20 protein-coding genes and 1 tRNA gene are annotated in these 23605 nt (G+C 59.4%); 13 read left to right on the top strand and 8 right to left on the bottom strand.

Going from position 1 to position 23605, the window contains the following annotated elements:
* Nucleotides 1–95: 95 nt before the first annotated feature.
* Together proB and ACVBAU_RS13790 are read left to right on the top strand one after the other, a co-directional pair.
* The gene (proB, locus tag ACVBAU_RS13795) at nt 96–1256 is read left to right on the top strand and encodes a glutamate 5-kinase (RefSeq protein WP_138922819.1); all 1161 of its coding nucleotides are present in this window, start codon (nt 96–98) and stop codon (nt 1254–1256) included.
* Nucleotides 1257–1394: 138 nt separating this feature from the next.
* Nucleotides 1395–1468: transfer RNA gene (locus ACVBAU_RS13790), tRNA-Cys, on the top strand.
* Nucleotides 1469–1584: 116 nt separating this feature from the next.
* On the opposite strand, the gene ACVBAU_RS13785 is transcribed toward ACVBAU_RS13790, so the two are convergent.
* Nucleotides 1585–2067, bottom strand: a complete 483-nt coding sequence (locus tag ACVBAU_RS13785) for an Lrp/AsnC family transcriptional regulator (protein ID WP_448326798.1) — start codon at nt 2065–2067, stop codon at nt 1585–1587.
* A 183-nt stretch (nt 2068–2250) separates the two neighbouring features.
* On the opposite strand from ACVBAU_RS13785, the gene hppD reads away from it, so the two are divergent.
* The 5 genes from hppD to ACVBAU_RS13760 all read left to right on the top strand — a co-directional run bounded on the left by hppD (nt 2251) and on the right by ACVBAU_RS13760 (nt 7202).
* Nucleotides 2251–3363 carry a 4-hydroxyphenylpyruvate dioxygenase gene (hppD, locus tag ACVBAU_RS13780; RefSeq protein WP_448326797.1) on the top strand — a complete coding sequence of 371 codons (1113 nt, stop codon included), beginning with the start codon at nt 2251–2253 and terminating at the stop codon, nt 3361–3363.
* Nucleotides 3360–3716, top strand: a complete 357-nt coding sequence (locus ACVBAU_RS13775; RefSeq protein ID WP_448326796.1) for a Rieske (2Fe-2S) protein — start codon at nt 3360–3362, stop codon at nt 3714–3716. Before hppD ends, ACVBAU_RS13775 begins: the two co-directional genes overlap by 4 nt.
* A 229-nt stretch (nt 3717–3945) precedes the next feature.
* Complete coding sequence (locus tag ACVBAU_RS13770) at nt 3946–4599, top strand: protein-L-isoaspartate O-methyltransferase family protein (RefSeq protein WP_138922823.1); 654 nt, start codon at nt 3946–3948, stop codon at nt 4597–4599.
* Between the two features lie 57 nt (nt 4600–4656).
* On the top strand, nt 4657–6096 hold the full coding sequence (locus ACVBAU_RS13765; protein WP_448326795.1) for a TolC family outer membrane protein: 1440 nt from the start codon (nt 4657–4659) through the stop codon (nt 6094–6096).
* Nucleotides 6097–6170: 74 nt separating this feature from the next.
* Nucleotides 6171–7202 (top strand): hypothetical protein, encoded by a 1032-nt coding sequence (locus ACVBAU_RS13760; RefSeq protein WP_448326794.1) that lies wholly within the window; start codon nt 6171–6173, stop codon nt 7200–7202.
* A 183-nt stretch (nt 7203–7385) separates the two neighbouring features.
* Here ACVBAU_RS13760 and ACVBAU_RS13755 read toward each other — a convergent pair whose 3' ends face one another.
* The gene (locus ACVBAU_RS13755) at nt 7386–7706 is read right to left on the bottom strand and encodes a DUF6280 family protein (RefSeq protein WP_093732380.1); all 321 of its coding nucleotides are present in this window, start codon (nt 7704–7706) and stop codon (nt 7386–7388) included.
* 221 nt (nt 7707–7927) lie between these two features.
* On the opposite strand from ACVBAU_RS13755, the gene efp reads away from it, so the two are divergent.
* Entirely contained in the window at nt 7928–8491 is a 564-nt protein-coding gene (gene efp, locus ACVBAU_RS13750) for an elongation factor P (protein WP_093732381.1), read from the top strand.
* A 228-nt stretch (nt 8492–8719) separates the two neighbouring features.
* On the opposite strand, the gene ygfZ is transcribed toward efp, so the two are convergent.
* The gene (gene ygfZ / locus ACVBAU_RS13745; protein WP_448326793.1) at nt 8720–9463 is read right to left on the bottom strand and encodes a CAF17-like 4Fe-4S cluster assembly/insertion protein YgfZ; all 744 of its coding nucleotides are present in this window, start codon (nt 9461–9463) and stop codon (nt 8720–8722) included.
* 66 nt (nt 9464–9529) lie between these two features.
* On the opposite strand from ygfZ, the gene ACVBAU_RS13740 reads away from it, so the two are divergent.
* Nucleotides 9530–10204, top strand: coding sequence for a TIGR04283 family arsenosugar biosynthesis glycosyltransferase (locus ACVBAU_RS13740; RefSeq protein ID WP_448326792.1), 675 nt, complete (start codon nt 9530–9532; stop codon nt 10202–10204).
* Between the two features lie 18 nt (nt 10205–10222).
* Here ACVBAU_RS13740 and ACVBAU_RS13735 read toward each other — a convergent pair whose 3' ends face one another.
* On the bottom strand, nt 10223–12082 hold the full coding sequence (locus ACVBAU_RS13735) for an ABC transporter ATP-binding protein (RefSeq protein ID WP_448326791.1): 1860 nt from the start codon (nt 12080–12082) through the stop codon (nt 10223–10225).
* 151 nt (nt 12083–12233) lie between these two features.
* Here ACVBAU_RS13735 and ACVBAU_RS13730 point away from each other — a divergent pair, with 151 nt between their 5' ends.
* Complete coding sequence (locus tag ACVBAU_RS13730; RefSeq protein ID WP_448326790.1) at nt 12234–13442, top strand: pyridoxal-phosphate-dependent aminotransferase family protein; 1209 nt, start codon at nt 12234–12236, stop codon at nt 13440–13442.
* Nucleotides 13443–13458: 16 nt separating this feature from the next.
* Here the strand turns inward: ACVBAU_RS13730 and ACVBAU_RS13725 are convergent, their stop codons facing one another.
* Nucleotides 13459–14562 (bottom strand): pyridoxal phosphate-dependent aminotransferase, encoded by a 1104-nt coding sequence (locus ACVBAU_RS13725; RefSeq protein ID WP_448326789.1) that lies wholly within the window; start codon nt 14560–14562, stop codon nt 13459–13461.
* A gap of 137 nt (nt 14563–14699) precedes the next feature.
* Between ACVBAU_RS13725 and ACVBAU_RS13720 the strand changes: the two genes are divergently transcribed.
* The gene (locus ACVBAU_RS13720; protein WP_448326788.1) at nt 14700–15491 is read left to right on the top strand and encodes a crotonase/enoyl-CoA hydratase family protein; all 792 of its coding nucleotides are present in this window, start codon (nt 14700–14702) and stop codon (nt 15489–15491) included.
* 205 nt (nt 15492–15696) lie between these two features.
* On the opposite strand, the gene ACVBAU_RS13715 is transcribed toward ACVBAU_RS13720, so the two are convergent.
* On the bottom strand, nt 15697–18633 hold the full coding sequence (locus tag ACVBAU_RS13715) for a valine--tRNA ligase (RefSeq protein WP_448326787.1): 2937 nt from the start codon (nt 18631–18633) through the stop codon (nt 15697–15699).
* A 194-nt stretch (nt 18634–18827) separates the two neighbouring features.
* Between ACVBAU_RS13715 and ACVBAU_RS13710 the strand changes: the two genes are divergently transcribed.
* Nucleotides 18828–21125 carry a xanthine dehydrogenase family protein molybdopterin-binding subunit gene (locus ACVBAU_RS13710; protein WP_335745516.1) on the top strand — a complete coding sequence of 766 codons (2298 nt, stop codon included), beginning with the start codon at nt 18828–18830 and terminating at the stop codon, nt 21123–21125.
* Between the two features lie 44 nt (nt 21126–21169).
* On the opposite strand, the gene ACVBAU_RS13705 is transcribed toward ACVBAU_RS13710, so the two are convergent.
* Together ACVBAU_RS13705 and metF are read right to left on the bottom strand one after the other, a co-directional pair.
* On the bottom strand, nt 21170–21655 hold the full coding sequence (locus ACVBAU_RS13705) for a PaaI family thioesterase (protein WP_093732389.1): 486 nt from the start codon (nt 21653–21655) through the stop codon (nt 21170–21172).
* A 74-nt stretch (nt 21656–21729) separates the two neighbouring features.
* A complete protein-coding gene (gene metF, locus ACVBAU_RS13700; protein WP_448326786.1) occupies nt 21730–22596 on the bottom strand; it encodes a methylenetetrahydrofolate reductase [NAD(P)H] in 867 nt (288 codons plus the stop codon).
* Between the two features lie 96 nt (nt 22597–22692).
* On the opposite strand from metF, the gene ACVBAU_RS13695 reads away from it, so the two are divergent.
* On the top strand, nt 22693–23598 hold the full coding sequence (locus ACVBAU_RS13695; RefSeq protein ID WP_138922835.1) for a LysR family transcriptional regulator: 906 nt from the start codon (nt 22693–22695) through the stop codon (nt 23596–23598).
* Nucleotides 23599–23605: the final 7 nt, after the last annotated feature.

Raw genomic sequence — 23605 nt, 5'->3', positions numbered from 1 at the left:
ACATCACCGAATCACAGTGTCTTTCTGCATCGCGGCATTTCGTGCCGCGTGCGATGACGCATTGAAATTTAACAATAAACCGGAGAAATCTCCTCGTGTCCAAGAAGAAACGTATCGTCGTTAAAATCGGATCCAGTTTACTGGCCAATGAAGAAAAGCTGACATTGCGCTATGCTTTCATGAACGGACTCATGGCGGATTTGGGGGACCTTCAGGACCAGGGCTACGAGATCATCCTGACCTCTTCAGGGTCGGTCGCGCTTGGCCTGAACATGATCGGCAAACGCCCCGAGGAAGCCGGTATTCTGGACAAGCAAGCCGCTGCCGCCTGTGGCCAGCCGCTGCTGATGAATGCCTATCGTCAGGTTGCGAATGAATATAACTTTGACGTGGCACAGATGCTGGTGACCGTCGAAGACATGGAAGAACGTCGCCGCTTTTTGAACATCAAGAACACCATGCTGCGGCTGTTTGAAAACCAGATCCTTCCCATCATCAACGAAAACGACTCCATCGCCACGCGCGATTTGAAAGTGGGAGACAACGACCGTCTCTCGGCCAAGGTCGCCCAGATGGTCGAAGCGGATCACCTGATCATTCTGACCAGCGTCGAAGGCCTGTATGACCGCGATCCGTCGGAACCCGGCGCGCAGTTCATCGAAGAAATCGAGGACGTGTCCGAGCACCTCGAATCCACCAAGAGCATCAGCGAATTGGGCAGCGGCGGCATGTTGACCAAAATGCTGGCGGCCAATATGGCGCAAAACGCCGGGGTCGAGACGATCATCGCCGACGGCATCATCGAACGTCCGATTTCGTCCGTTCTGAACCGCGAACGCCGCCATACGCGCTGTCTGGCCTCGGGGAGGGGTGCTTCGCCTTTGATGATCTGGCTCAGCAACCGTTTGCAGGTCGCCGGTACACTTGTTGTATCCGACGATGCTGTCCGTGCGATCACCGCCAAGGAGCGCGGCTTGCAACGTGATGACCTGGTGTCGATCCAAGGCGAGTTTTCGAAAGGGGACGTGCTGCACGTCTATGACGAGCAGGGCAACGAGTTCGCACGTGGCCTGACCAACTTCTCCTCCGAAGAGACCATCTTGATGGCGCGGAACCCCGAAATGGAGATCGAGGACGTCATCGGCTACAAGACCAAAAGCGCGATTGTCGGTGTGGAAAACATCCTGATCCTTGAGGATCACCACTTGCAAATCGACGCACCGGAAGAAGGCGATAAGCCGGTCATCTCGGTTTAACTGACCCTTGGACGGCGGGAGATATTTTTCCCGCCGTTTTGCTCTAAACTGGGCTAGACATTTCCCACAAAAATCGGGATAAGCGCCAAACGCATTCGGGCCCACGGTCCGAATGATCGCCGCCACCAAGGCGGCCGAGGCGAGTTGGCGGAGTGGTTACGCAGCGGATTGCAAATCCGTGTACAGGAGTTCGATTCTCCTACTCGCCTCCATTTGATTTCAAAAGCTCAAGTTAAAAACCTCAGTTGGGTGCCAGTATTGGCAGGGCAATCTATTGTTGCGTCTGGGTGATCTTTTCGGGCGCGAGGGCTGCGGTAGCACTTCAGTGCTAGCGCGCTGATGTAGGAAGCTGTGCAAGATCAACGCCCGGGGCGTCTTTGAGCGTTCTAAGCACAATCTCCGACCTTACCTGCGCTACAAGTTCATGCGGCAGCAAATGTTCGTGTATGAAGCGTGCAAAGCTCTCTAGGTCCGGGGTGCGCAGATCGAGGATATAGTCCGCATCCCCAGAGACGGAGAAGGCGGCGCGGACTTCAGAGTGGCGGGCGATAAAGCTGGCAAAGCCACTTTCGTTATTGCCACCGTGGCTGCGCAAATTGACGCGCACGATCGCGCGCAGTCCAAAGCCCAGCCGGTCCGCATTTAACCGTGCAGAGTATCCGGAAATAAGCTGCGCCGACTCGAGCGCCGCACGTCGCCGCGAGCATTGCGACGGGGAAAGGTTCACCATTTCTGAAAGAGCGGTGTTGGTCAGCGCTCCGTCCTGCTGAAGCGCCCTGAGTATTGCGATATCGAATCCGTCTAGCGACATAATAGCCTATCTTTTTGCCTGCTTCGTGCAGCCTACACAGGGGGTATGTTTCTTAGGAGCGCTAATGTCCACTTTGATGCAATTTTTGTGTAAAATCAGGTGTAATTCACGCCTAGTATGCACGCACCATGCGCGGACGCTGATGCACAATGGATTCAACTAATACCTGGAGGAGTTTGCACCATGGGACCGTTCCCACACGACGCGCCAAAGGCCACTATTTCCGATCAGAACCCTGCAGGGACTGATGGGTTTTCATTCGTCGAGTTTGCGCACCGCGATCCGGACGTTCTAGACAAGCTGTTTCGCCAGATGGGCTTTGTTTCAGTGGCCAAGCATAAATCCAAGGACATCACGATCTACCGCCAAGGCGATATTACCTATTTGCTGAACGCAGAGAAAACCGGACACGCTGCCGAGTTTGTAGAAGAACATGGCCCCTGTGCCCCCGCCATGGGCTGGCGTGTCGTGGACGCGCAACATGCGCTTAAACGTGCTGTCGATCTGGGGGCGAAGGAATACACCGGTGACGGTAAGGCGATAGAGGCACCTGCCGTTTACGGTATTGGCGGATCGCTGCTGTATTTCATCGACACATATGGTGAAGATGGCAGTGCCTTTCATGCTGACTACGATTGGCTTGGTGAAGTTGATCCGCGCCCCGAAGGGTTTGGGTTCTACTATCTGGACCATCTGACCCACAATGTGATCCGCGGCAATATGGACACGTGGTACCGGTTTTATGCCGATACCTTCAATTTCAAGGAAATCCGGTTTTTTGACATCAAGGGAAAGCAGACGGGTTTGACCAGCCGCGCGCTGACCTCGCCGGATGGTAAAATCCGCATCCCCATTAACGAAAGTGCGGATGATAACAGCCAGATCGAGGAATACCTGCGCGAATATAAAGGCGAGGGCATCCAGCATATCGCAATTGCTTCTGATGACATCTACGGCGGCACTGAAAAGATCGCGGATGCAGGGCTGGGGTTCATGCCAGGGCCGCCCGCGACCTACTACGAGATGAGCCGTGCCCGCGTGAAAGGCCACCAAGAGCCGATCGATCAGATGCAGAAACGCGGTATTTTGATTGATGGCGAAGGGGTTGTGGGCGGGGGCGAAACCCGCGTGCTGCTGCAGATTTTCTCTAAAACCGTGATTGGCCCGATTTTCTTCGAATTTATCCAGCGTAAGGGGGATGACGGGTTCGGCGAGGGCAACTTCCGCGCTTTGTTTGAATCTATCGAAGAAGATCAGGTTCGTCGTGGGGTCTTGCAAGCTGCCCTGGTGGAATGATCTGGACGGATCTATCCACGGCCCCGACCCTCGGCACCTGCGTCGCGCGCGCGGCGGATGTGACCGGGGTTGCCGCAATGACGCTTACGACTGCAGCAGGGGATTTCCCCCTGTTGCTGGTACGGCGAGGCGATCAGGTGATTGCCTTTGTTAACATGTGCCCGCATCAGTTCTTGCCTCTCGATTATCGCGCAAGGCAGATGCTGTCCGCAGATGGCCAAAAGCTGATGTGCAGCGCCCATGGTGCGATGTTTGACGCTGGAACCGGCGAAGGTATCGGGGGCGAAGGCCTTGGCTGCCGCTTGATACCAGTTCCGGTGTCGCAGGCGTCTGGCCAGATCGTGATCGGGTGATCTGAGCTATTGTCCGCGCTTTCGAGACCGCGCGCGAGGGGCAATCGCCCCCAGTCTTCGTGTGCGAGGGATAACGGCGCTGTGCGGAGCAGCTATGGCATCCGCCCTGTTTTGACCCTATTGTTCGCCCAGCAGGGAAAATTGCACCCCTTAAACGCACTGACCGTTGCCCGACAGGCGGGTATATGGCATTCCATAAGACATATAACCGAACGAAAGAGTTTAGCTGATGACAGATTTCACAGCCCGCCGCACCATGATGGTTGATACTCAGGTGCGCCCTTCGGATGTTACCAAGTTCCCGATCATTGATGCGATGTTGAAAGTGGCGCGCGAAGATTATGTGCCCGCCGCCCGTCGCGAGGCCGCCTATCTGGGGGAAAACATCAGCTTGGGCGAGGGACGTGTCGTGCTAGAGCCGCGCACATTGGCCAAAATGCTGGACGGCCTCGGGATCGAGAATGACGAACTGGTGCTCGATATCGGTTGTGGCTACGGCTATTCCTCTGCGGTGATCGCGCATATGGCCGAAGCTGTGGTCGCCGTGGAAGCGGACGAGCAGATGGCGAAAGAAGCGCAGGAAACGCTGATCAACGCCGACATCGACAACGTTATTGTGCACACCGGCGCGCTTGCAGACGGTGCACAGCAGCATGGGCCCTATGATGTGATGATCGTGCAGGGCGGCGTTGCAGAAGTGCCAGAGGCGCTGTTGGCGCAGCTTAAGAACGGTGGGCGGATTGCCTGCCTGTTCATGGAGGGCCCCTTGGGCGAGGTACGCCTGGGATATAAAAGTGATCATGGCATCAGCTGGCGCAAAAGCTTTAATGCCGCAGCCCCGCTGCTGAATGGGTTTACCCGCGCGAAAGAATTTCAGCTATAAGATAATATAACTGCCGCGCATGACGGCAGAAGCAGTGACACCGATGGAGTGTGAAATATGATGAATACAGGCAAGATGCGGTCCGTCCGCAGTATAATGGCGGCGTCCTGCGTTGGGTTGGGGTTGATGGCTCCGATGGCGGCACAGTCGGAAACACTGGCTGATGCGCTGGTCGGGGCCTATAACAACTCCGGTCTGCTGGACCAGAACCGCGCCGTGCTGCGTGCTGCCGACGAAGACGTGGCCATCGCCAAATCCGTGCTCAAGCCGGTGCTGCAATGGACGGGAAACCTGACGAAATCGTATAACCGGTCGGTCAGCGGGGGCACCAGCACTCTTCCAACGGGTTTCAGAAACTCCACCAATTCCCTCACCACGTCGGTCAACCTCGTGGCATCGCTGCTTGTCTATGACTTTGGCGCATCGCGCTATTCGATCGAAGCGGCCAAAGAAACCGTGCTGGCCACCCGCGAAACATTGGTCAGTGCCGAACAACAGATCCTGCTGCGCGCTGTCGACGCCTATATGAGCGTGATCCAGACGCAACAGCTTGTGTCGCTTCGGGAAAACAACGTGCGCGTCCTGACGCAGGAATTGCGCGCCGCGCGGGATCGTTTTGAAGTGGGTGAAGTAACGCGTACCGACGTCTCTCTCGCAGAGGCAGAGCTGGCAGCCGCACGCAGCAATCTTGCGGGTGCGCAGGGCGATTTCATCAGTGCCAAGGCCTATTACAAAGTGGCCGTGGGCACGAACCCCGGTCGTCTTAGCCCGCCGCCACGCTTGCCAAGCGTGTCTAATAGTATCGCGACAGCCAAGGCACTGGCTGTGCGGCAACACCCCGATATCTTGTCCGTGCAACACCAGGTCGCTGCCGCTGATTTGCTGGTGCGCAGCAATGAATCCAGCTTGAAGCCACGGGTGTCGCTGCAAGGGGCCTATGGCCTGACCGAAACCTTCAGCTCCGAAGCTTCTACGCGCAGTGGATCGGTGGGGGTTCAGGTCGGGCAGACGATCTATCAGGGCGGGGCCTTGTCCGCCGGTGTGCGCAAAAGCCAAGCGCAACGTGACGCGCAACGCGGCAACCTGCATGTGGTGGCCAAGGATGTTGAACGTGCGGTAAGCGATGCCTATGCGGGGCTCGCCTCGGCGCGGGCACAGATCGAAGCATCGCAGCGGCAGGTTAGCGCGGCACAGATCGCTTTCGACGGTATCCGCGAAGAAGCAAGTCTGGGCGCACGCACGACGCTGGATGTGCTGGACGCTGAGCAATCCTTGCTTGATGCACGCTCTGCCCGCGTTTCGGCGCAGTCACAGCTCTATGTTGCCGCCTATTCCGTGCTGGCGGCAACCGGACAGTTGACCGCGCAGGACCTCAAGCTGCCCGTACAGATCTATGACCCCTCGGCGTACTACAATCTAGTCAAGGATGGTCCAACGAAACTCTCGAAAGAGGGTAAGCAGTTGGACCGTGTCTTGCGGGCGCTGCAAAAAGACTGACATTTTCACCACCCCCATTGTGACAAGACAGCCTTCGGGTTAGACTATTTGCAAAGAACGAGTGGTGATTGATTATGTCCGAAACCGTCACAAACGCAGAGGTCGAAGACGTCCTGTCTTCGATCCGCCGTCTGGTCTCCGAGGATCGCAAGCCGGCGCAAAAAGCGCCCGAAAAGCCTGCTATTGAAGAGAAATTGGTGCTCACGCCGTCATTGCGCGTCTCGAACGATACGCCAGTGGCGGCGCAGCCAAAGGCCGCGCCCCCTCAGGTGCACGAAGTGGTCCAGCAGCGGTCCGCCTCCTATCAAGAGGCCATGCAAGAGATCGAGTCAGGCGAGGAAGAAGAGCCCTCCGCCTCTGATCGCAATCAAGTTGCAGAAGATTTTAAGTTTATTTCCGGACGCGAGCCGCGCTTTCGGGCGCAGTTTTCGACCCCCACGGGTGATGATCATCTGCAGGATACCTCGGAGCCGTCGCGCAAGCTGGCCTTTAGTGCGCCACGCGCTGCGGCCTATTCAGCCGACATGCTCAACCTCGGGACGTCCGAGCTGGTAGAAGACGTGCCCCCCACGCCGGACCGGCTCAGCGCCAAGATCGCCGCGCTTGAAACGGCAATCAGCCGCATTCCGGAAAACTGGGAGCCTGACGAGCCGGGCAAGAGCGACTATTCCGGCAGCGAAGATCCGGCGATGGCGTGGGAAGACGACTTGGAGTTCGACGCAACTGGTGCCCTGGTTTCGGATACCGTGAAAGAGCCTGACTATGACGCACTGCAAAACGACAGCATCGGCTGGGTCGATACAGCTGGGTCGTCCACCGAACCCGACGAGCGCGTTGTCGATAGCCCTTTTGCCGCGCGGGTAACGGCGGCGGATGCTGCCGTCGAGGATACCACTGATGAACCGGCGGCTGCAGCGCAGGACGATGATGCGACATCTGGTTTTGCCGCAGATGAATATCTGGACGAAGAGATGCTGCGCGACTTGGTGTCAGAAATCGTGCGCAGCGAGCTTCAGGGTGCTTTGGGTGAACGGATCACGCGCAACGTTCGCAAGCTGGTACGGCGCGAGATTCACCGGGCACTGACCTCGCAGGACCTTGAGTAACAACTCTGCACGCGCGCCTCACAGCGCTTGGGCTTGGGCTTAGAATGGGCAGGGCAGTGCGCCTTGCCCTTTTTCGTTTGTGGGGCAGGGAGGTCGGTGCTACTCAATCCGTCGATATAAATGGCAGACATAAAAAAACGCGGCCCGTGGGCCGCGTCTTTTTGTTCAAACTTTAGGCAGTCTTCAGGCAGCTTCGGCCTGTTGCGCGGCGTGGCGACGCTCTGACTCTTCGCGGGACAGGGCAACGGATGTCCGAATACCTTTGCCAACAAAGTCCATCAGACCTTCGACAACACGCTCGTTGGGGTCAATGCCGGCGCAGCTCAATACTTCGCGGCCATCGCGGGAGCGGGCCCAACGGGCAATCTGTTCTGGACCGTTGCCGTATTTCTTGTCATCGGCAATCGCGTCGTCCAATGCAGCCAGTACCACAGCTGCGAAAAGTTTGCGGGCACGGTTGCCTTGTTCATTGTTAAAGGCAGTGCCATCAACGAAATCTTTCATCTCGTCGTCCTTTCTATTATTCTTGCTCTTGTCATTTAGGCGTAGGCCTCCTTATGACCGAAAGAGCTCGATTCGGATACACCTTTATTGCATAGCACGCATGCGCCTTTCGCATACCTTTTCGCTGTTGCAGCATCGGGTGCGCTGTCTTGCGGGGGTCGACGTTGATATATATAGGTCGGGCCAATCTCTCTTCAACTTTAAGGCTACGGTGCTGATACATGCCAAAGATTAACGGGAACGAAATTCGGCCAGGAAATGTGCTTGAGCATAACGGTGGTCTGTGGGCGGCGGTCAAGGTCGATCACGTCAAACCGGGCAAGGGTGGTGCCTTTGCTCAGGTCGAAATGCGCAACCTTCGGAACGGGTCGAAATTGAACGAACGCTTCCGCAGCGCTGACAAGGTTGAAAAGGTCCGCCTAGAGCAAAAAGACCAACAATTCCTGTATGAAGACGCAGGTATGCTGGTTCTGATGGACACCGAAACATATGAGCAAGTGCAGCTTTCTGCAGAGCTTTTGGGCGAACGCCGTCCCTTCCTTCAAGACGGTATGATGGTTGTCGTGGAGTATCACGAGGAAGAAGCGCTTAACGCTTCCTTGCCCCAGAAAGTGACCTGCAAAATTGTCGAGACAGAGCCGGTCGTCAAAGGCCAGACTGCGGCGAATTCTTTTAAGCCAGCGATCCTGGATAACGGCGTCAAAGTGATGGTCCCGCCCTTCGTCGGTCAGGACGAAGATATCATCGTGAACACCGAAACGATGGAATATTCCGAACGCGCCTAAGCTTTGATGTGACGCTACGTCATAGCTTCGCTGCACTGCAGAGCCCCGGTGATGCCGGGGCTCTTTTGCGTTGTGCAAGCGGCGTGAATGCCGGCCGACATGGGGTGAAACGTTTGCGAAACGGGTGTTTGTTGCTAATTTGCAACTAAATAGACGGTGTGCCTACGCCCTTGCTTTAGACTGCCTGAAATTTGCGCAAAGCGGTCGGCCGGTGTGGCATCCGCCGCCCTAGCCGTCGGTCACCATCGTCACGGTGGCGTCGCCGGCCTGCATCGCGGCTGTGGCACGGTCATAGCGTAGGTACGCCAGTGCGTGCGTGCCGGTGCGGGTAAAGATCGTCCCGGCGGGCTTGCCGTCCGCAGTGATGGCGGTGCCTTTTTCAACGGGGGCGCTAATCTCGACTTGGGCCAGCCCTTTGCGCAATTCGGTTTTGTGCTTCATGCGGGCGGTGACCTCTTGGCCGACATAGCAGCCCTTGCGGAAATCGACGCCATTCAGTCGCTCGAACCCCATCTCGAGGATAAAGCTGTCCGGGGTCAGCTCTGCGCCGCACTCGGGGATCATATAGGTGACGCGCAGGGCATCCCAGTCGGTCGTATCATCCTCTTGCGGCATGTCGCGGTAGGCGCGCCAGCCCATGCGGGCGTCGCGGGGGTCGGTATAGGACCCCTCGGGCGCGTCTTCTAGGCCACGGTGCAGATACAGGCCGGTCGCGTCGATGGTGACGTCGGCGCGCAGCTTGTACAGCGTCAGACGCTGCACCAGCGCGTCGGCATCGGCCTCGGCAACGTCCAACAGCACGGCATCGCCGTCCGCCGAAAGAAAGAAATCGGTGATGAATTTGCCCTGTGGCGTCAGGATCGCGGCGTAGATCGGGCCCTGATCCAGCTTGCGGATATCGTTGGTAACGAGGCCTTGCAGAAAGTCGCGGGTGTCGGGGCCTGATAGTCTCAGGATGCGGCGGCTGGTCATATCGCTTGTCCTTTCAATGATTAACATGACATATAACAGCGCAATTCGAAGCTGAAAGGGGCAACCATGCGCGCGCCTATATCTGTTGTCATTCCCACCTTGAATGCCGAAGCGCCCCTGACCGATTGCCTCACCGCCCTGATGGAGGGGTTGGACGCGGGTCTTGTCCGCGAGCTGATCATCAGCGACGGGGGCTCGGATGACATGACCCTGACATTGGCGGAGGCTTGGGGCGCAGAGATCGTCGCTGGTACGCCGTCACGCGGCGGGCAATTGCAGCGCGGCTGTGCCAAGGCGAAAGCGGATTGGTTGTTGGTGCTCCACGCGGATACCCGGCTTGCACCGGGGTGGACGGGGCCAGTCATTGCACATCTGCGTGGTGAAAAGGCAGGCTGGTTCCAGCTTCAGTTCGATCAGGGCGGGCTTGCGGGCAAGGCGGTGGCGGCTTGGGCCAACCTGCGCAGCCGTCTGGGGCTGCCCTACGGAGATCAGGGGCTGTTGCTGCCGCGACGTTTGTACCAGTCCGTGGGGGGCTATCCCGATCAGCCGCTGATGGAGGATGTGGCCCTTGTGCGCGCCTTGCGCGGGCAGCTGGTGGGGCTTGAGGTCACAGCGGTGACGTCGGCGGATAAATATATGCGTCAAGGTTGGCTACGGCGCGGGTCGCGGAACCTTTGGACGTTGATCCGTTATTTCGCAGGGGTCGCCCCGGCCAGGCTGGCCGAGGGATATCCTAAGTAGTCAGCGTCGCCGCCCAGGCTAGGTGCCAAACAGCCGAAGCCCGATGCGTTGCAGCAGGTTCGGTTCAATGGGTTTTAGGCCGCGCTCCATACGCCGCATCGCTGCCAGGTTGCGCCCGTCGGTGACGGTTTTGCCGTCCTCGAATTGCAACCGGTAGAGATCGGCATAGATGCCGCCACGCGCCAGCAGGTCTTCGTGTTTGCCCTCGTCCATCACCCGACCACGATCCATGACTACGATCTTGTCCGCGCCGCGGATGGTGGACAAACGGTGCGCAATGACCAAGGTTGTCCGCCCTTGTGACAGCCGGTCCAGCGCTTGCTGCACAACCTTTTCAGACTGCGCGTCCAGCGCGCTGGTCGCTTCGTCCAGCAGCAAGATCGGCGTGTTGCGCAGCAGCGCACGCGCGATCACGACGCGCTGACGTTGCCCGCCCGAGAGCGCAGAGCCGCGCGGCCCGACGCGGGTTTCCAGACCGTGCTCCAGCTTGGGCAGGAAGTCAGAGACATGGGCGGCGTCCAGCGCCTGTTGCAGCTCTTTCTCGGTGACGTTCTCGCGGCCCAAAACGATGTTTTCGCGCAGGGTTTCATCAAACAACAGTGCCTCTTGCGTCACGACAGAGAACAAGCCGCGCAGGTCGGGAATGTCCATGTCAGCCAGAGGCACGCCTGCGATTGTCACGCTCCCCTCTTGCGGGTCGATCAAGCGGGTCAACAGGTTAAAGATGGTCGACTTGCCCGCCCCCGATGCCCCGACAAGCGCCGTCGTCTCGCCTGCAGCAGCATGCAATGTCAGATCGTCCAGAACCTTGGCTTCGCCGTAAGACAGGCTCACGCCTTCCAGCGCGATATGGGGGGGCGTTGTGGGCACAGGCACCGGATTGGCTGGCGACTTGAGATGCACCGGCTCGTCCATCAGCTCTTTGAGCCGTTCAAGCGCTGCGGCAGCGGTCTGCCACAGCCCGCTGATCGCGCCCAGACGGCGCAGCGGGTTAAAGGTAAAGCCCATGGCAGTGAAAAAGGTCATGAATTGACCGATGGTCTTGTCGCCTTCGATGATTTCGTTGCCGCCATACAGGATCACGGCCATGAACCCGATGCCCGAAATAATGTCGATCATCCCCGGAATGGCCGAGTTCCCGAAAGAGGCGCGCACCTCGGTGCGGATATAGGTCTTGGTCAGGTCGCGGTATTGCTTGGCCTGATACTTCTCTAGCGCGTTAAGCTTGATCTGCACGATACCGTGGAACACTTCGTCCAAACGGGTCGACAGGGTTGCGCCAAGATCGCGTGCCTCGCGCGACCGCGCCCGCACAAAGCGTTGCGCCAATGCGGCGGGCATGACCATCAGTGGCAGACCGATACAGGCGAGCAGCGCCCAGACCGGATCAATAGAGATCGCAACACCAAGCAGAACGATCAACCCGATCAGGTCGCGCCCCGCACCGGTGATCACGGCCTGCCAGACCGACCCGATGGCATTCACATCCGATTGCACCCGCTGGATCAGAAACCCCGGTGGATGCTCTTGGTGAAACGCGCCGTCCTGCACCATCATCCGGTCCAGCAGATCAATCCGCATATCAGCGGCGGACTTTTGTTTTATGCGTGTCAGCAGCACCTTTTGCACCACCCCGGACACAGCCCGCAGCACAAAGATGCCCACCAGCACCAGACCGACCCACAGCAATGCGCCGCTGTCGCCGGCGACAAATACCTGGTCGAACATCGGCTGCATCAGCTTGGCGAGCCCGCCCATGGTCGAGGCCTCGATCGACATGAAGATGATCGCCACGATCAATACCCACATGTGTTTCTTGAGGTAGTCGCGCCAGAGCCAAGTCAGCAGCTCGCGCGAGGAATAGGTCACATCACTCATATAAAGGCCGGGTTCCTTTGGGCATATCTGCCTACGGGTTTACGCAGCCCTAAGGGGCAGGGCAAGCTGCGCCGCGTGGTTTGTGTGATTGACGCCGCGCTGCTTGCGGATAAGTTGCATGAAATTCTTCCTGCATATGAGGGCTGGTGCCATGACCAAATTCCGCAATCTGTCGCAAGGGCGCGGTTATCTCGCGATCCCCGGTCCGTCGGTGATGCCCGAGGCTGTGTTGAACGCGATGCACCGTCCGGCCCCCAATATCTATGCCGGAGAGTTGGTTGATATGATGCCACCCCTGATGGAAGATCTGCGGCGTATCGCGGGCACGCAGCATCACGTAGCGATGTATATTGGCAACGGCCACGCCGCTTGGGAGGCCTCGCTGAGCAATGTCGTGGCCCCCGGCGACAAGGTGCTGGTGCCGGCAACCGGGCGATTTGGAATCGGTTGGGGCGATGCCGCCACAGGGCTTGGCGCGGAAGTGGAGGTCATGGATTTCGGCCTGCAATCCGCCATGGATATCGATCAGATCGCAGAGCGGCTAGAGGCGGACACAGCCCACGAGATCAAGGTCGTGCTCGCGGTGCATGTGGATACCTCGACCTCGGTGGTCAATGATATCGCCGGCCTGCGCGCTGCGCTTGATGCAGCGGATCACCCGGCGTTGCTGATGGTGGATTGCATCGCCTCCTTCGCGTGCGACCGGTTCGAGATGGACAACTGGGGCGTCGATGTCATGGTCACCGCCTGTCAAAAGGGGCTGATGGTCCCGCCCGGTGTCAGCTTTGTATTCTTTAACGACCGCGCCGCCGCCGTGCGCGAGGCACTGCCACGGGTCAGCCGGTTCTGGGACTGGACCCCGCGCGCCAACCCGCAAGAGTTCTTCCAGTACCACTGCGGCACGGCCCCTACGCATCACATCTATGGACTGCGGGCCGCGCTGGATATGATCCACGACGAGGGCATCGAGGCCGTCTGGGACCGGCACGAAACGCTGGCGCGGGCGGTATGGGCCGCGTGCGATGCATGGGGGCGCGCGGGCGATCTGGCGCTGAACATCGCCGACCCCGCCCTGCGCAGCCACGCTGTCACGGCGCTGCGGCTAAAGGCACCACAGGCCACAGAGTTGCGCGATTGGGTCGAGGGGAACATCGGTCTTACGTTGGGAATCGGTCTGGGCATGGCCCCCAAAGACAGCCCCGAAAGCCACGGGTTCTTCCGCTTGGGTCACATGGGGCATGTAAACGGGCAAATGGTCATGGGGATGCTTGGCGGGATAGAGGCCGGCATGTCCGCGCTTGATATCAAACGCGGCACGGGTGCCCTAGAGGCCGCAGCGAAAGTGATCGGCGGGGCCTAACCCCGCCCTCGCCGCATCAGGTTTTTCGCGCATCCGCAAGTGCCGCGGGCAAGGCCGCGGCAAAAGCATCAAGGTTTTCCGGCGTGCCACAGCTGACGCGGATGCAGCGGTTTTGCGGCGCGGCAAACGGCATGCGCACAAAGACACCGCGCGCCACCAGCCCGTCCAGCACCGCCTTGGCAAAGCTGCCGTCAGCACCGCAGTCGATTGCGACGAAATTCGCGGCAGAGGGCAGGGACGTCAGCCCGTTGTCAGATGCGATCTGCGAGATCCGGTCGCGTGCGCTGGCAATCTGGGCTTGAATATGCGCCAGCCAGTTGCTGTCTTGCAGCGCAGCGAGGGCGCCTGCTTGGGCAGCACGGTTCATCCCAAAGTGGTTTCGCACCTTGCCAAAGGCCGTAATCAGATCCGGCGCAGCGATGGCATAGCCGACCCGCGCCCCTGCCAATCCATGCGCCTTGGAAAAGGTGCGCATGCGGATCAGGCGCGGATCATCGGCAGACAGGTCGGGGGCGGTCCCATCGGGGGCGCAATCGACATAGGCCTCGTCGAGCACCAGCAGGCATCCTTGCGGCAAAGCCTCTAGCGCGCGGGTGATGACGTGTCCGTCGTGCCAGCTGCCCATGGGGTTGTCTGGGTTGGCCAGATAGACCAGCTTGGCGTCTAGCTCGGCGGCCTTGGCAAACAGCGCCGCCGGATCCTCGTGATCGTCTGCATAGGGCACTTTGTGAAGCACCCCACCAAAGCCCGCCACGTGATAGTTAAATGTCGGATAGGCCCCGTCAGACGTCACGACCGCGTCGCCGTCTGCCACCATGAGGCGCACAAGATAGCTCAGCAACCCGTCGATGCCTTCGCCAACGATGATGCTCTCGGGCGTGATGCCATGATGCGCTGCAAGGGCCGCGCGTAGATCATGGCTTTCGGGATCGCCATACATCCACTGTTCGGTTTTAGCCATCGCATCAATCGCGCGGGGGGACGGGCCAAAGACGTTCTCGTTCGCCCCCAGCCGCGCGTCAAAGGCGCGGCCCATGGCGCGTTCCTGTGTTTCAGGACCGACAAACGGCACGGTAGAGGGCAGGGCGTCGGCAAGCGGGGTGAGGCGATACTGTGTCATGCGTTCCAGTTACTGCATCTGACCTCCTTCGGGCAAGCCACATCCGCACCAGCGCGCGCGGTGTTGGGTGCCGTAGCGTTTCGCTTTGCAACACGCAGACTTCGTGGCCAAACTAGCCAAAATTCAAGGAGGATCCTATGAGCCGCGTTTCCGTCACCTATGACAACCACATCGCCCATGTGCGCCTGACCCGCGCCGACAAAATGAATGCCGTTGACCAAGACATGATCGACGCTGTGATCGCTGCCGGAAACGAGGTGGCTGCGTCCAATGCGCGGGCGGTGGTCATTTCGGGCGAGGGCAAGGCGTTCTGCGCAGGCATCGACATCGGTGGCATGGGCGCGCTTGCCGGCGGTGACCCGACCGAACGGATGATGACGCGTACCCACGGCGACGGGACCACGAACCAGTGGCAAGAGGTGGCAATGGTCTGGACCCGCGTCGGCGTGCCCGTGATCGCGGCACTGCACGGCAAGACCTATGGCGCGGGCCTGCAGCTGGCCCTTGGGGCCGATATCCGCATCGCTGCCCCCGATACCGAAATGGCCGTGATGGAAATGAAATGGGGCATCGTGCCGGATATGGGCGGCATGGTGTTGCTGCCCAAACTGGTGCGTGGCGATGTGTTGCGGCTGTTGACCTATACCGCACAACCCATCGGGGCAGAACAGGCCGAACGCTGGGGGCTGATCACCCAAATCACCGAAGATCCGCTGGCCGCCGCGATGGCGCTCGCCACCACAATCGCCGGCAAAAGCCCGAGCGCGATAATAGCCGCTAAACGTCTCACCGCCTTTGCCGAGGTAGGCGATGCGGATGCCGTATTGCTGGCGGAATCCCGCGAACAGGCCGCGCTGCTAGGACGCCCGCACCAGATGGAGGTTATCGCCGCAGAGTTCGGCAAACGTCCCGCGGTTTTCATAGACTAACGCCGCGAAAAAGTCAGCCCCGCCTGATTGCTCAGACGGGGCCTTCCAAATGGACGATCGTTGCTTCCCAGCGAGGACCGCAGATCATCTTGTGCAGACATCCGTTTCCAAATGGTAAAAAATCCTCGCCGAAGGCCTCTTTTGGTGCATCAAAAGAGTTTCACGCCTTCGGCGAGGATTTGAGGCCATTTGGAAGCAGCCCGGATTACCCCAGTTCCGCCAAGCGGTTCAGCGCGGCCTGAAGCTGGTCTGCTTCTTCTTGCCGTGCATCCAGATTGCCTTGGGCTTCGGCGACAACTTCGGCAGGGGCGGAGGCCGCAAATTTTGGGTTGTTCAAACGTCCTTTCAGCCCGCCGATTTCCTTGCCTAGCTTGTCGAGCGACTTTTGCAGACGTGCTTTTTCAGCGTCGATGTCGATCAAGCCGGCCAGCGGCAAGCCAAAGCTGGCCCCCGGTGCCGCGATAGAGACGGTGCCTTTGGGGAAAGTCTCTGCCTTATCCAAGGTTTCGACCCGTGCCAGACGTTTGATCATCGCCTCGTTGCCGTCCCATGCGGTTTGGCCAGCGGCGTCCATGTCGGTATAAAGCATAGGCACTTTTAGTCCGGCAGGCACGTGCATCTGTTGACGCGCTGAACGGATAGATTCGATCAGGCTGATCACCCAGTTCAGCTCGCGGTCGGCATCGGCGTCCAGCATGTCGACCGTGCTATAGGTCGGCCAGTCGCCATGCACCAACATTTTGGAACGGGTTGCGGTGGTCTGCCACAGCTCTTCAGTGATGTAGGGCATGATCGGGTGCAGCAGAACAAGGCACTGATCCAGCACCCATTTCAACGTCTGGCGTGTCTCGGCGGCTTCTGGCGCATCGTCTTGCAGCAGGGGTTTGGACAGCTCTACATACCAGTCGCAAACCTTGCCCCAGACATAGGCATAAAGCGCATTGGCCGCGTCATTGAAGCGATAGTTATCCAGTGCGGCGTCGACCTCTTCGCGGACGCGGGCGGTTTCGCCGATGATCCATTTGTTCAGCGTGTGGTCGACCTGGGTGTGGCTGGTGTAGCTCACCGTCCCGACGTTATCTTCAAACACGCCGTTCATCTCGGCGAAACGGTGGGCGTTCCACAGTTTGGTGCCAAAGTTGCGGTAGCCGGCGATGCGTGCGGTCGACAGTTTTAGATCGCGCCCCATGGCGGCCATCGCCGTCAGAGTAAAGCGGACCGCATCCGCGCCGTATTCGTCAATCAGGTCCAGCGGGTCCAGCACGTTGCCGAGCGATTTGGACATCTTCTTGCCCTTCTCGTCGCGCACCAGTGCATGGACATAGACGGTGTCGAACGGCTTTTGATCGACCACGGCGTACTGCATCATCATCATTCGGGCGACCCAGAAAAAGATAATGTCGAAACCGGTGATCAGCACCGAGGTGGGGAAGTATTTCGCCAGCTCGTCCGTTTGCTCGGGCCAGCCAAGCGTGCCGATCGGCCAAAGACCGGAAGAGAACCACGTGTCGAGCACATCGGGGTCGCGGGTCAGGGTTTTACCAGGTGCCATTGCTTGCGCTTCGGCTTCGGTCGCGGCGCAGTATTCCTTGCCCTCGTCGTCGAACCAAACCGGAATCTGGTGCCCCCACCACAGCTGGCGCGAGATGCACCAGGGTTCGATGTTCTCAAGCCAATGGAAATACACTTTTTTGTCTTGTTCGGGCAGGATTTGGACATCACCATTGCGCACGGCGTCGATGGCAGGCTGCACAATTTTCGAGGTCTCGACGAACCACTGATCGGTCAGCATCGGCTCGATAACGACTTTTGACCGGTCACCAAACGGCTGCATGATCTTTTTGGGCTCGACCAGCGGGACCAGCGTCTCGTCACGCTCTTCGCCGCCTTCTTCGGGGGCGAGGGGGGCTTTGACGGGTTTGCCCAAACGCGGATCGGTCGGTGGCACCATGACGGCCAAGCCTTCGGCGGTGATGTCGGCGATGACCTTTGTGCGCGCCTCGAACCGGTCGAGGCCGCGGTATTCTTCGGGCACGAGGTTTATTTCTGTCGCGTCCGTAGGGGCGTCTTCGCGGCCTTCGGCGATGGCCTGTGCGCGGGCGGCGGCTTCGTCATAGGGCAGACCATCGGCGCGCATGGCACCGCGGGTGTCCATCAGCGCGTACAGCGGGATGTTGTTGCGTTTCGCGACGCCGTAGTCGTTGAAGTCATGCGCCCCAGTGATCTTGACCGCGCCCGAGCCAAAGTTCTTGTCGGGGTATTCGTCGGTGATGATCGGGATGCGGCGGCGCTGTGCCTTGGGGCCGACGGGGATTTCGCAGAGTTTGCCGACGATGGGCGCGTAGCGTTCATCCGAAGTGTGCACCGCGACCGCGCCATCGCCCAGCATGGTTTCGGGGCGGGTTGTCGCGATCGAGATATAGCCGCGCTCTTCGGTCAGGGTGATATTACCGTCTTCGTCTTTTTCGACATAGGTGTAGGTCGCGCCATCTGCCAACGGGTATTTGAAGTGCCACATGTGACCGTCGACTTCCGTGGATTCGACCTCGAGGTCAGAAATCGCGGTCTCAAAATGCGGGTCCCAGTTAACTAGACGTTTGCCGCGATAGATCAGGCCCTTGTTGTACATATCCACGAACACTTTGATCACGGCATCGTGGAAATTACCTTCTTCGCCCGCAGGGGCACCGGGGGCACCGGACATGGTGAACGCGTTGCGCGACCAATCAAGCGAGGTGCCAAGACGTTTAAGCTGGCCGATGATCGTGCCCCCGGACTTTTGCTTTTGCTCCCAGACTTTGGCGGTGAATTCTTCGCGGGTGAAATCGGTCCGGCGCTTGCCGTCTTTGGCAAGCTCGCGTTCCACCACCATCTGGGTCGCAATACCCGCGTGGTCCTGACCGGGCTGCCACAGCGTGTCGAACCCGCGCATGCGGTGCCAGCGCACCAGAATGTCCTGCAACGTATTGTTGAACGCGTGGCCCATGTGCAGCGACCCTGTCACGTTGGGCGGCGGGATCATGACCGAGAAGGTTTCCTTGCGCGAGGCATTGGCACCGGCCTTGAAGGCACCGGCGTCTTCCCATGCGGCATAGAGGCGGGCTTCGGCCTGGGCGGCGTCAAAATTCTTGTCGAGGGCCATGATCAGCGTCCTTCTTTTAGCGTAGCGCTTTAAGCTTTGGGATGATCTAGCCGAGCGGGGCGTAAAGGGGAAGGCTGGGGCGTTGAAAACTTGGCGTCGCGGTGCCAGCTTTCGCCGCGCATCGTATGGACATCGCCGGTTTCGCGCTTAAGGTCGGGCGCAAAGCCACGAAGATGATCAAAGGATGCCGCCAGATGGAAAAGTTCGGGAAAAGCCAACCGGTCAAACGGGTTGAGGATGTGCGGTTTCTGACCGGCGAGGGGCGCTATGTGGATGACATCGCGCCTGCCGACGCGCTGCATGCCTATTTCTTCCGGTCTCCTGTCGCGCATGGGGTGATCACGACGCTCGATGTCTCTGATGCGGCTGAGGCAGACGGCGTCCACGCTGTCCTGACAATCAAGGATCTGGAAGCTGCCGGCATGGACATCTCTATGGCCGCGACGGTGTTGCAGAACCGCGATGGCAGCGAAGGGGCCAAGCCGTTGCGCCCCATGCTTGCCAAGGACCGTGTGCGTTTCGTTGGGGAACCTGTTGCGGTGGTGATCGCCGAGACGATGAACCAGGCGCGTGACGCGGCAGAGCTGATCATGTTCGACGTGGACGATCTGCCCACCCATATGACGCTGGATCGTGGCGGCGAGCCGCTGCACGCCGAAGCGCCGGACAATATGGCATTCGACTGGGGTATGGGGGATGAAGAGGCCACGCAAAAGGCATTCGACGCGGCGGCAAAAACGGTCAGCCTGAACGTCGGAGATAACCGTATCATCGTCAACGCGATGGAGCCGCGCGGCTGTTATGCTGAATGGACCGACGGCAAGGTGCATGTTTCCAACAACGGGCAGGGCGTTTGGGTGCATAAGGGCAACCTCAAGCGCGTGTTCGGGCTGGATGACGATCATGTGCAAGTGACCAACCCCGATACGGGCGGTGGTTTCGGCATGAAGGCCGCGGCTTATCCCGAATACTTCTCGGTTGCGCAGGCGGCGCGGGCCCTGGGGCGTCCGGTGCGCTGGATGTCCGACCGGACCGAAGCCATGCTCAGCGACAATGGCGGGCGCGATCTGACGTCACTGGCGGAATTTGCCTTTGACGAAAACAACAAGATCACCGCGTACCGCGTCAGCACCAAATGTAACCTCGGTGCCTATAACAGCCAGTTCGGCCAGCCCATTCAGGCGCTGCTGTTCAGCAAGGTTTTGATGGGCGTCTATGACGTGCAGACCACGTGGCTGCAGGTCGAAGGATATTACACCAACACTGTCCAGACCGACGCCTATCGCGGTGCTGGCCGGCCCGAAGCGATTTATGTGCTGGAGCGGCTGATGGACCGTGCGGCGCGCGAATTGGGTGTCGACCCGTGGGAGCTGCGGCGGATCAACTTTATCAAACCCGAACAGTTTCCCTATACCTCGGCCACGGGCGAGCTTTACGACGTGGGTGAATTCAACCGTCTGCTGACCCGTGTTGCGGTCGAGGCGGATCACGACGGTTTTGCCGCGCGTAAGGCGGCGGACGCAGCCAAGGGGCTGCTGCGCGGGCAGGGGCTGTGCTATTATATCGAAAGCATCCTTGGCGATCCGGCAGAGGGGGCCAAGGTCGAGTTTAATGCCGATGGCACCGTGTTTATCTATGTCGGCACCCAGTCTAACGGGCAGGGGCATGAAACCGTCTATGCGCAATTCCTGTCGGACCAGACGGGCATTCCGGCAGAGCTGATCCACGTCATTCAGGGCGATAGCGATCTGATCAAACAGGGCGGCGGCACTGGCGGCTCGCGCTCTGTCACCACGCAAAGCACGGCGACGCTGGCCACAGTGGCCAAGATGACCGATGCTTTTACCGCCTTCCTGTCCGAGGAAATGGGCGTGCCCGCGGCGCAGATCAGCTTTGACGATGAACGCTTTCGCGCAGACGGGTCGAACATGACGCCCACCATGCTGGAGGTCGCCGAGATGGCCCGCCAGAAGGGCCGCGACGATCTGTTGATGCATCACGAACGCGCGACCCTGCCGGGGCGTAGCTATCCCAACGGGGCGCATGTATCCGAGGTCGTGATTGACCCCGAAACAGGGGTTGTGACCGTCGAACGCTATACCGTCGTCGATGATTTCGGCAATTTGATCAACCCGATGCTGGCCGAAGGTCAGGTCCATGGCGGTGTGGCTCAGGGTATCGGCCAAGCCATTCAGGAACATGTCGTATATGATGAAGACGGCCAGCTGCTGACAGCCTCTTTTATGGATTATGCGATCCCCCGCGCGGCGGATGTGCCGTTTGTGTCCTTCAACTCTGAACCCGTGCCGTCGACGGCAAACCTGATGGGGATGAAGGGCTGCGGCGAGGCGGGAACCGTCGGCGCGCTGGCGGCCGTGTCGAACGCGGTACAAGATGCGTTGTGGGACCGTGGCGTGCGTCAGGCCGATATGCCGTTCACGCCGCATAAAGTGTGGACCTTGCTGAACGACAGCGCAATCGCAGCAGAATAAGCTTGGTTGCATCGGGGCGGGCCAGACGCCCCGATGCCTTCGTCTTAGGTGGCGATCTTCATCACGATACAGGTGGTCGAACCGGTTGCGTAAAGCTTGCCATCCTCGACCCCGCGAATTTCCCCATGCGCCACACCGGTAGAGCGGCCGACGTGATCCGTCGTCCCGATGCAATCAACCTGCATGCCCAAGGGGATCGAACGCAGAATGTTAATCTTGTATTCCAGCGTCGTATAAACCGACCCGCGCGGGACTTTTGTCATCACAGCGCAGGCCATCGCGGAATCAAGCAAGGTACCGTACCAGCCGCCGTGCACTGTCCCCATGGGGTTGGTCACGTTGAACTCGGGCGTGCCACGAAACACCGCGCGCCCGTCCGAAATGTCGTGCAGCATATAGCCCATAGTCGCACCGATGGGCGGCCCGGGGTTGGTACCGTCCAGAATTTTCTGCATGAACTCCAGCCCGCTAAGCGCAAGCGCTTCGGACTGGCTCAGTAAATCTTGGGGTGTTTCGGCAAGGCGTGGCATAAAAAATCTCCGGCAGTTGCGTGCCGGAGAAGAGTGCCGTTGTTCTTGACCCAAGGGCAAGTTGTGAGGTGGTCTTACGCCACGTCGGACAGCGATGTTTGCGCCGACACGCCAAGGGCGCGACACACGGCGCGGGTCAGTTCCGGCCGGTTGAGCGTGTAGAAGTGCAGGTTCTCGACGCCTTCCGACACCAGTTCACTGCACATTTCGGTGCAAAGCGCGGTGGACAGCAGGTCATGACGGTCATCCCGGATCGCAGCGGCATAGGCTTCGTCCAGTGCGACGGGCACGCTTGCCCCGCAACGGGTGGCAAAGTTGCGTGCCGATTTCCAGTTGGTCACAGGCATGATGCCCGGCGTGATCGGTTTGGTGATGCCTGCTGCCGCGCAGGCATCACGGAACCGCAGGAATGTTTCGGTCTCGAAAAAGAACTGAGTGATCGCCTCGTCCGCTCCCGCGTCGAACTTGCGCTTTAGCCATTCGACGTTTTGCGCCTGATCCGGGGATTCGGGGTGCGGTTCGGGGTAGGCACCGACGCGCAGGGTGAACTTGCCGGTATTGGCAAGCGCCTCGATCAGCTCGACACTATCTGCAAAGCCGTCGGCATGGGGGGTAAAGGTCGCGGCACCGTTTTCGGGATCACCGCGCAGGGCGACAATATCGGTCACGCCGATCTCGGCAAAACTATTGGCGACTTCCAGCGTCTCGGCCTTGCTGGCACCCACGCACGTCAGGTGGGCGGCGACGGGCAGCCCGGACGTGCGGCGCAAAACATGGGCCGAATCATGGGTCAGGTCACGGGTAGATCCGCCCGCACCGTAGGTGACGGAAAAGAAACGCGGAGCCAGCGGTGCCAAGGCCTGCGCCGTATCCCAAAGACGGAACGACGCGTCCACGGACTTGGGCGGGAAGACTTCGAATGAAACGGCGGGGCTGGTCATTTTTACGATCCTGTTTTTAGCTTTCAACTCTTGTCGCACAGATGTGGTTGTGAAACAAACTCATAACTTTCATCTTCAACATGAGGAACGCCTCATATGCATATTGAGTTCCGTCACCTGCGCACCATTCAGGCGATTCACGAGGCCGGCGGGCTGGCCCGCGCAGCAGAGACAATGAACATCACCCAATCAGCCTTGTCGCATCAGGTAAAGGGCTTGGAAGATCAGGCTGGCGTTGAACTTTTCGTGCGCCGTTCCAAACCGCTAAAGCTGTCGCCTGCGGGGTTGCGGTTGCTCAAGTTGGCGCAGCAGGTCTTGCCGCAGCTAGAAGCCGCACAGGCGGAATTCATGGGGTTGCGGGCGGGCAGCACAGGCCGGATGCATATCGCCATTGAATGTCACGCCTGTTTCGAATGGCTATTCCCTGTGCTCGAACAATTCCGCAAAAGCTGGCCCGATGTGGATGTCGATATCCGCCCCGGTCTGGCCTTTGACGCTTTGCCTGCCTTGCTGCGCGAAGAGGTGGATCTGGTGGTGTCCTCCGATCCCGAAAATCTGCCGGGCGTGAAGTTTGTTGAGCTTTTTGACTATAAGGCCGTGTTCGTCGCCGCGAGCACGCACCCGTTGGCAAAGAAACCCTTTGTCGAGGCGGCGGATTTTCGGGGCGAGACGCTCATCACCTATCCGGTGGAACGCACACGTCTTGATGTGTTCAGCCAGTTACTGATCCCCGCCAAGGTCGAACCGCTGGCGATCCGGCAGGTGGAACTGACGGCGGTGATCCTGCTGTTGGTGGCATCAAACAGAGGCGTGTCGGTGCTGCCCGATTGGGTCGTGCGCGAAGTGAAATACAGCAATGATTACGTCACGCGTCCGCTGACCGAACACGGCATCACCCGCAGGCTGTATGCTGCCGTGCGCGAGGATGATCTGGACAAGCCGTTCATGTCCAAGCTGCTTGGTCTGGCAGGCGAAGAGGCGCGAAAGCTGCAACGGGCCTGACATCACA

The organism is Sulfitobacter sp. M13 (assembly GCF_053474885.1).
Note: the sequence above shows the minus strand (reverse complement) of the source record. Positions and strands in the feature narration are given on the sequence as shown.

Coding starts and splice junctions, on each gene's coding strand:
- ACVBAU_RS13785 (WP_448326798.1), bottom strand. CDS start 2,067: ATGTCGCTAGACGGATTCGATATCGCAATACTCAGGGCGCTTCAGCAG.
- hppD (WP_448326797.1), top strand. CDS start 2,251: ATGGGACCGTTCCCACACGACGCGCCAAAGGCCACTATTTCCGATCAG.
- ACVBAU_RS13775 (WP_448326796.1), top strand. CDS start 3,360: ATGATCTGGACGGATCTATCCACGGCCCCGACCCTCGGCACCTGCGTC.
- ACVBAU_RS13770 (WP_138922823.1), top strand. CDS start 3,946: ATGACAGATTTCACAGCCCGCCGCACCATGATGGTTGATACTCAGGTG.
- ACVBAU_RS13765 (WP_448326795.1), top strand. CDS start 4,657: ATGATGAATACAGGCAAGATGCGGTCCGTCCGCAGTATAATGGCGGCG.
- ACVBAU_RS13760 (WP_448326794.1), top strand. CDS start 6,171: ATGTCCGAAACCGTCACAAACGCAGAGGTCGAAGACGTCCTGTCTTCG.
- ACVBAU_RS13755 (WP_093732380.1), bottom strand. CDS start 7,706: ATGAAAGATTTCGTTGATGGCACTGCCTTTAACAATGAACAAGGCAAC.
- efp (WP_093732381.1), top strand. CDS start 7,928: ATGCCAAAGATTAACGGGAACGAAATTCGGCCAGGAAATGTGCTTGAG.
- ygfZ (WP_448326793.1), bottom strand. CDS start 9,463: ATGACCAGCCGCCGCATCCTGAGACTATCAGGCCCCGACACCCGCGAC.
- ACVBAU_RS13740 (WP_448326792.1), top strand. CDS start 9,530: ATGCGCGCGCCTATATCTGTTGTCATTCCCACCTTGAATGCCGAAGCG.
- ACVBAU_RS13735 (WP_448326791.1), bottom strand. CDS start 12,082: ATGAGTGATGTGACCTATTCCTCGCGCGAGCTGCTGACTTGGCTCTGG.
- ACVBAU_RS13730 (WP_448326790.1), top strand. CDS start 12,234: ATGACCAAATTCCGCAATCTGTCGCAAGGGCGCGGTTATCTCGCGATC.
- ACVBAU_RS13725 (WP_448326789.1), bottom strand. CDS start 14,562: ATGACACAGTATCGCCTCACCCCGCTTGCCGACGCCCTGCCCTCTACC.
- ACVBAU_RS13720 (WP_448326788.1), top strand. CDS start 14,700: ATGAGCCGCGTTTCCGTCACCTATGACAACCACATCGCCCATGTGCGC.
- ACVBAU_RS13715 (WP_448326787.1), bottom strand. CDS start 18,633: ATGGCCCTCGACAAGAATTTTGACGCCGCCCAGGCCGAAGCCCGCCTC.
- ACVBAU_RS13710 (WP_335745516.1), top strand. CDS start 18,828: ATGGAAAAGTTCGGGAAAAGCCAACCGGTCAAACGGGTTGAGGATGTG.
- ACVBAU_RS13705 (WP_093732389.1), bottom strand. CDS start 21,655: ATGCCACGCCTTGCCGAAACACCCCAAGATTTACTGAGCCAGTCCGAA.
- metF (WP_448326786.1), bottom strand. CDS start 22,596: ATGACCAGCCCCGCCGTTTCATTCGAAGTCTTCCCGCCCAAGTCCGTG.
- ACVBAU_RS13695 (WP_138922835.1), top strand. CDS start 22,693: ATGCATATTGAGTTCCGTCACCTGCGCACCATTCAGGCGATTCACGAG.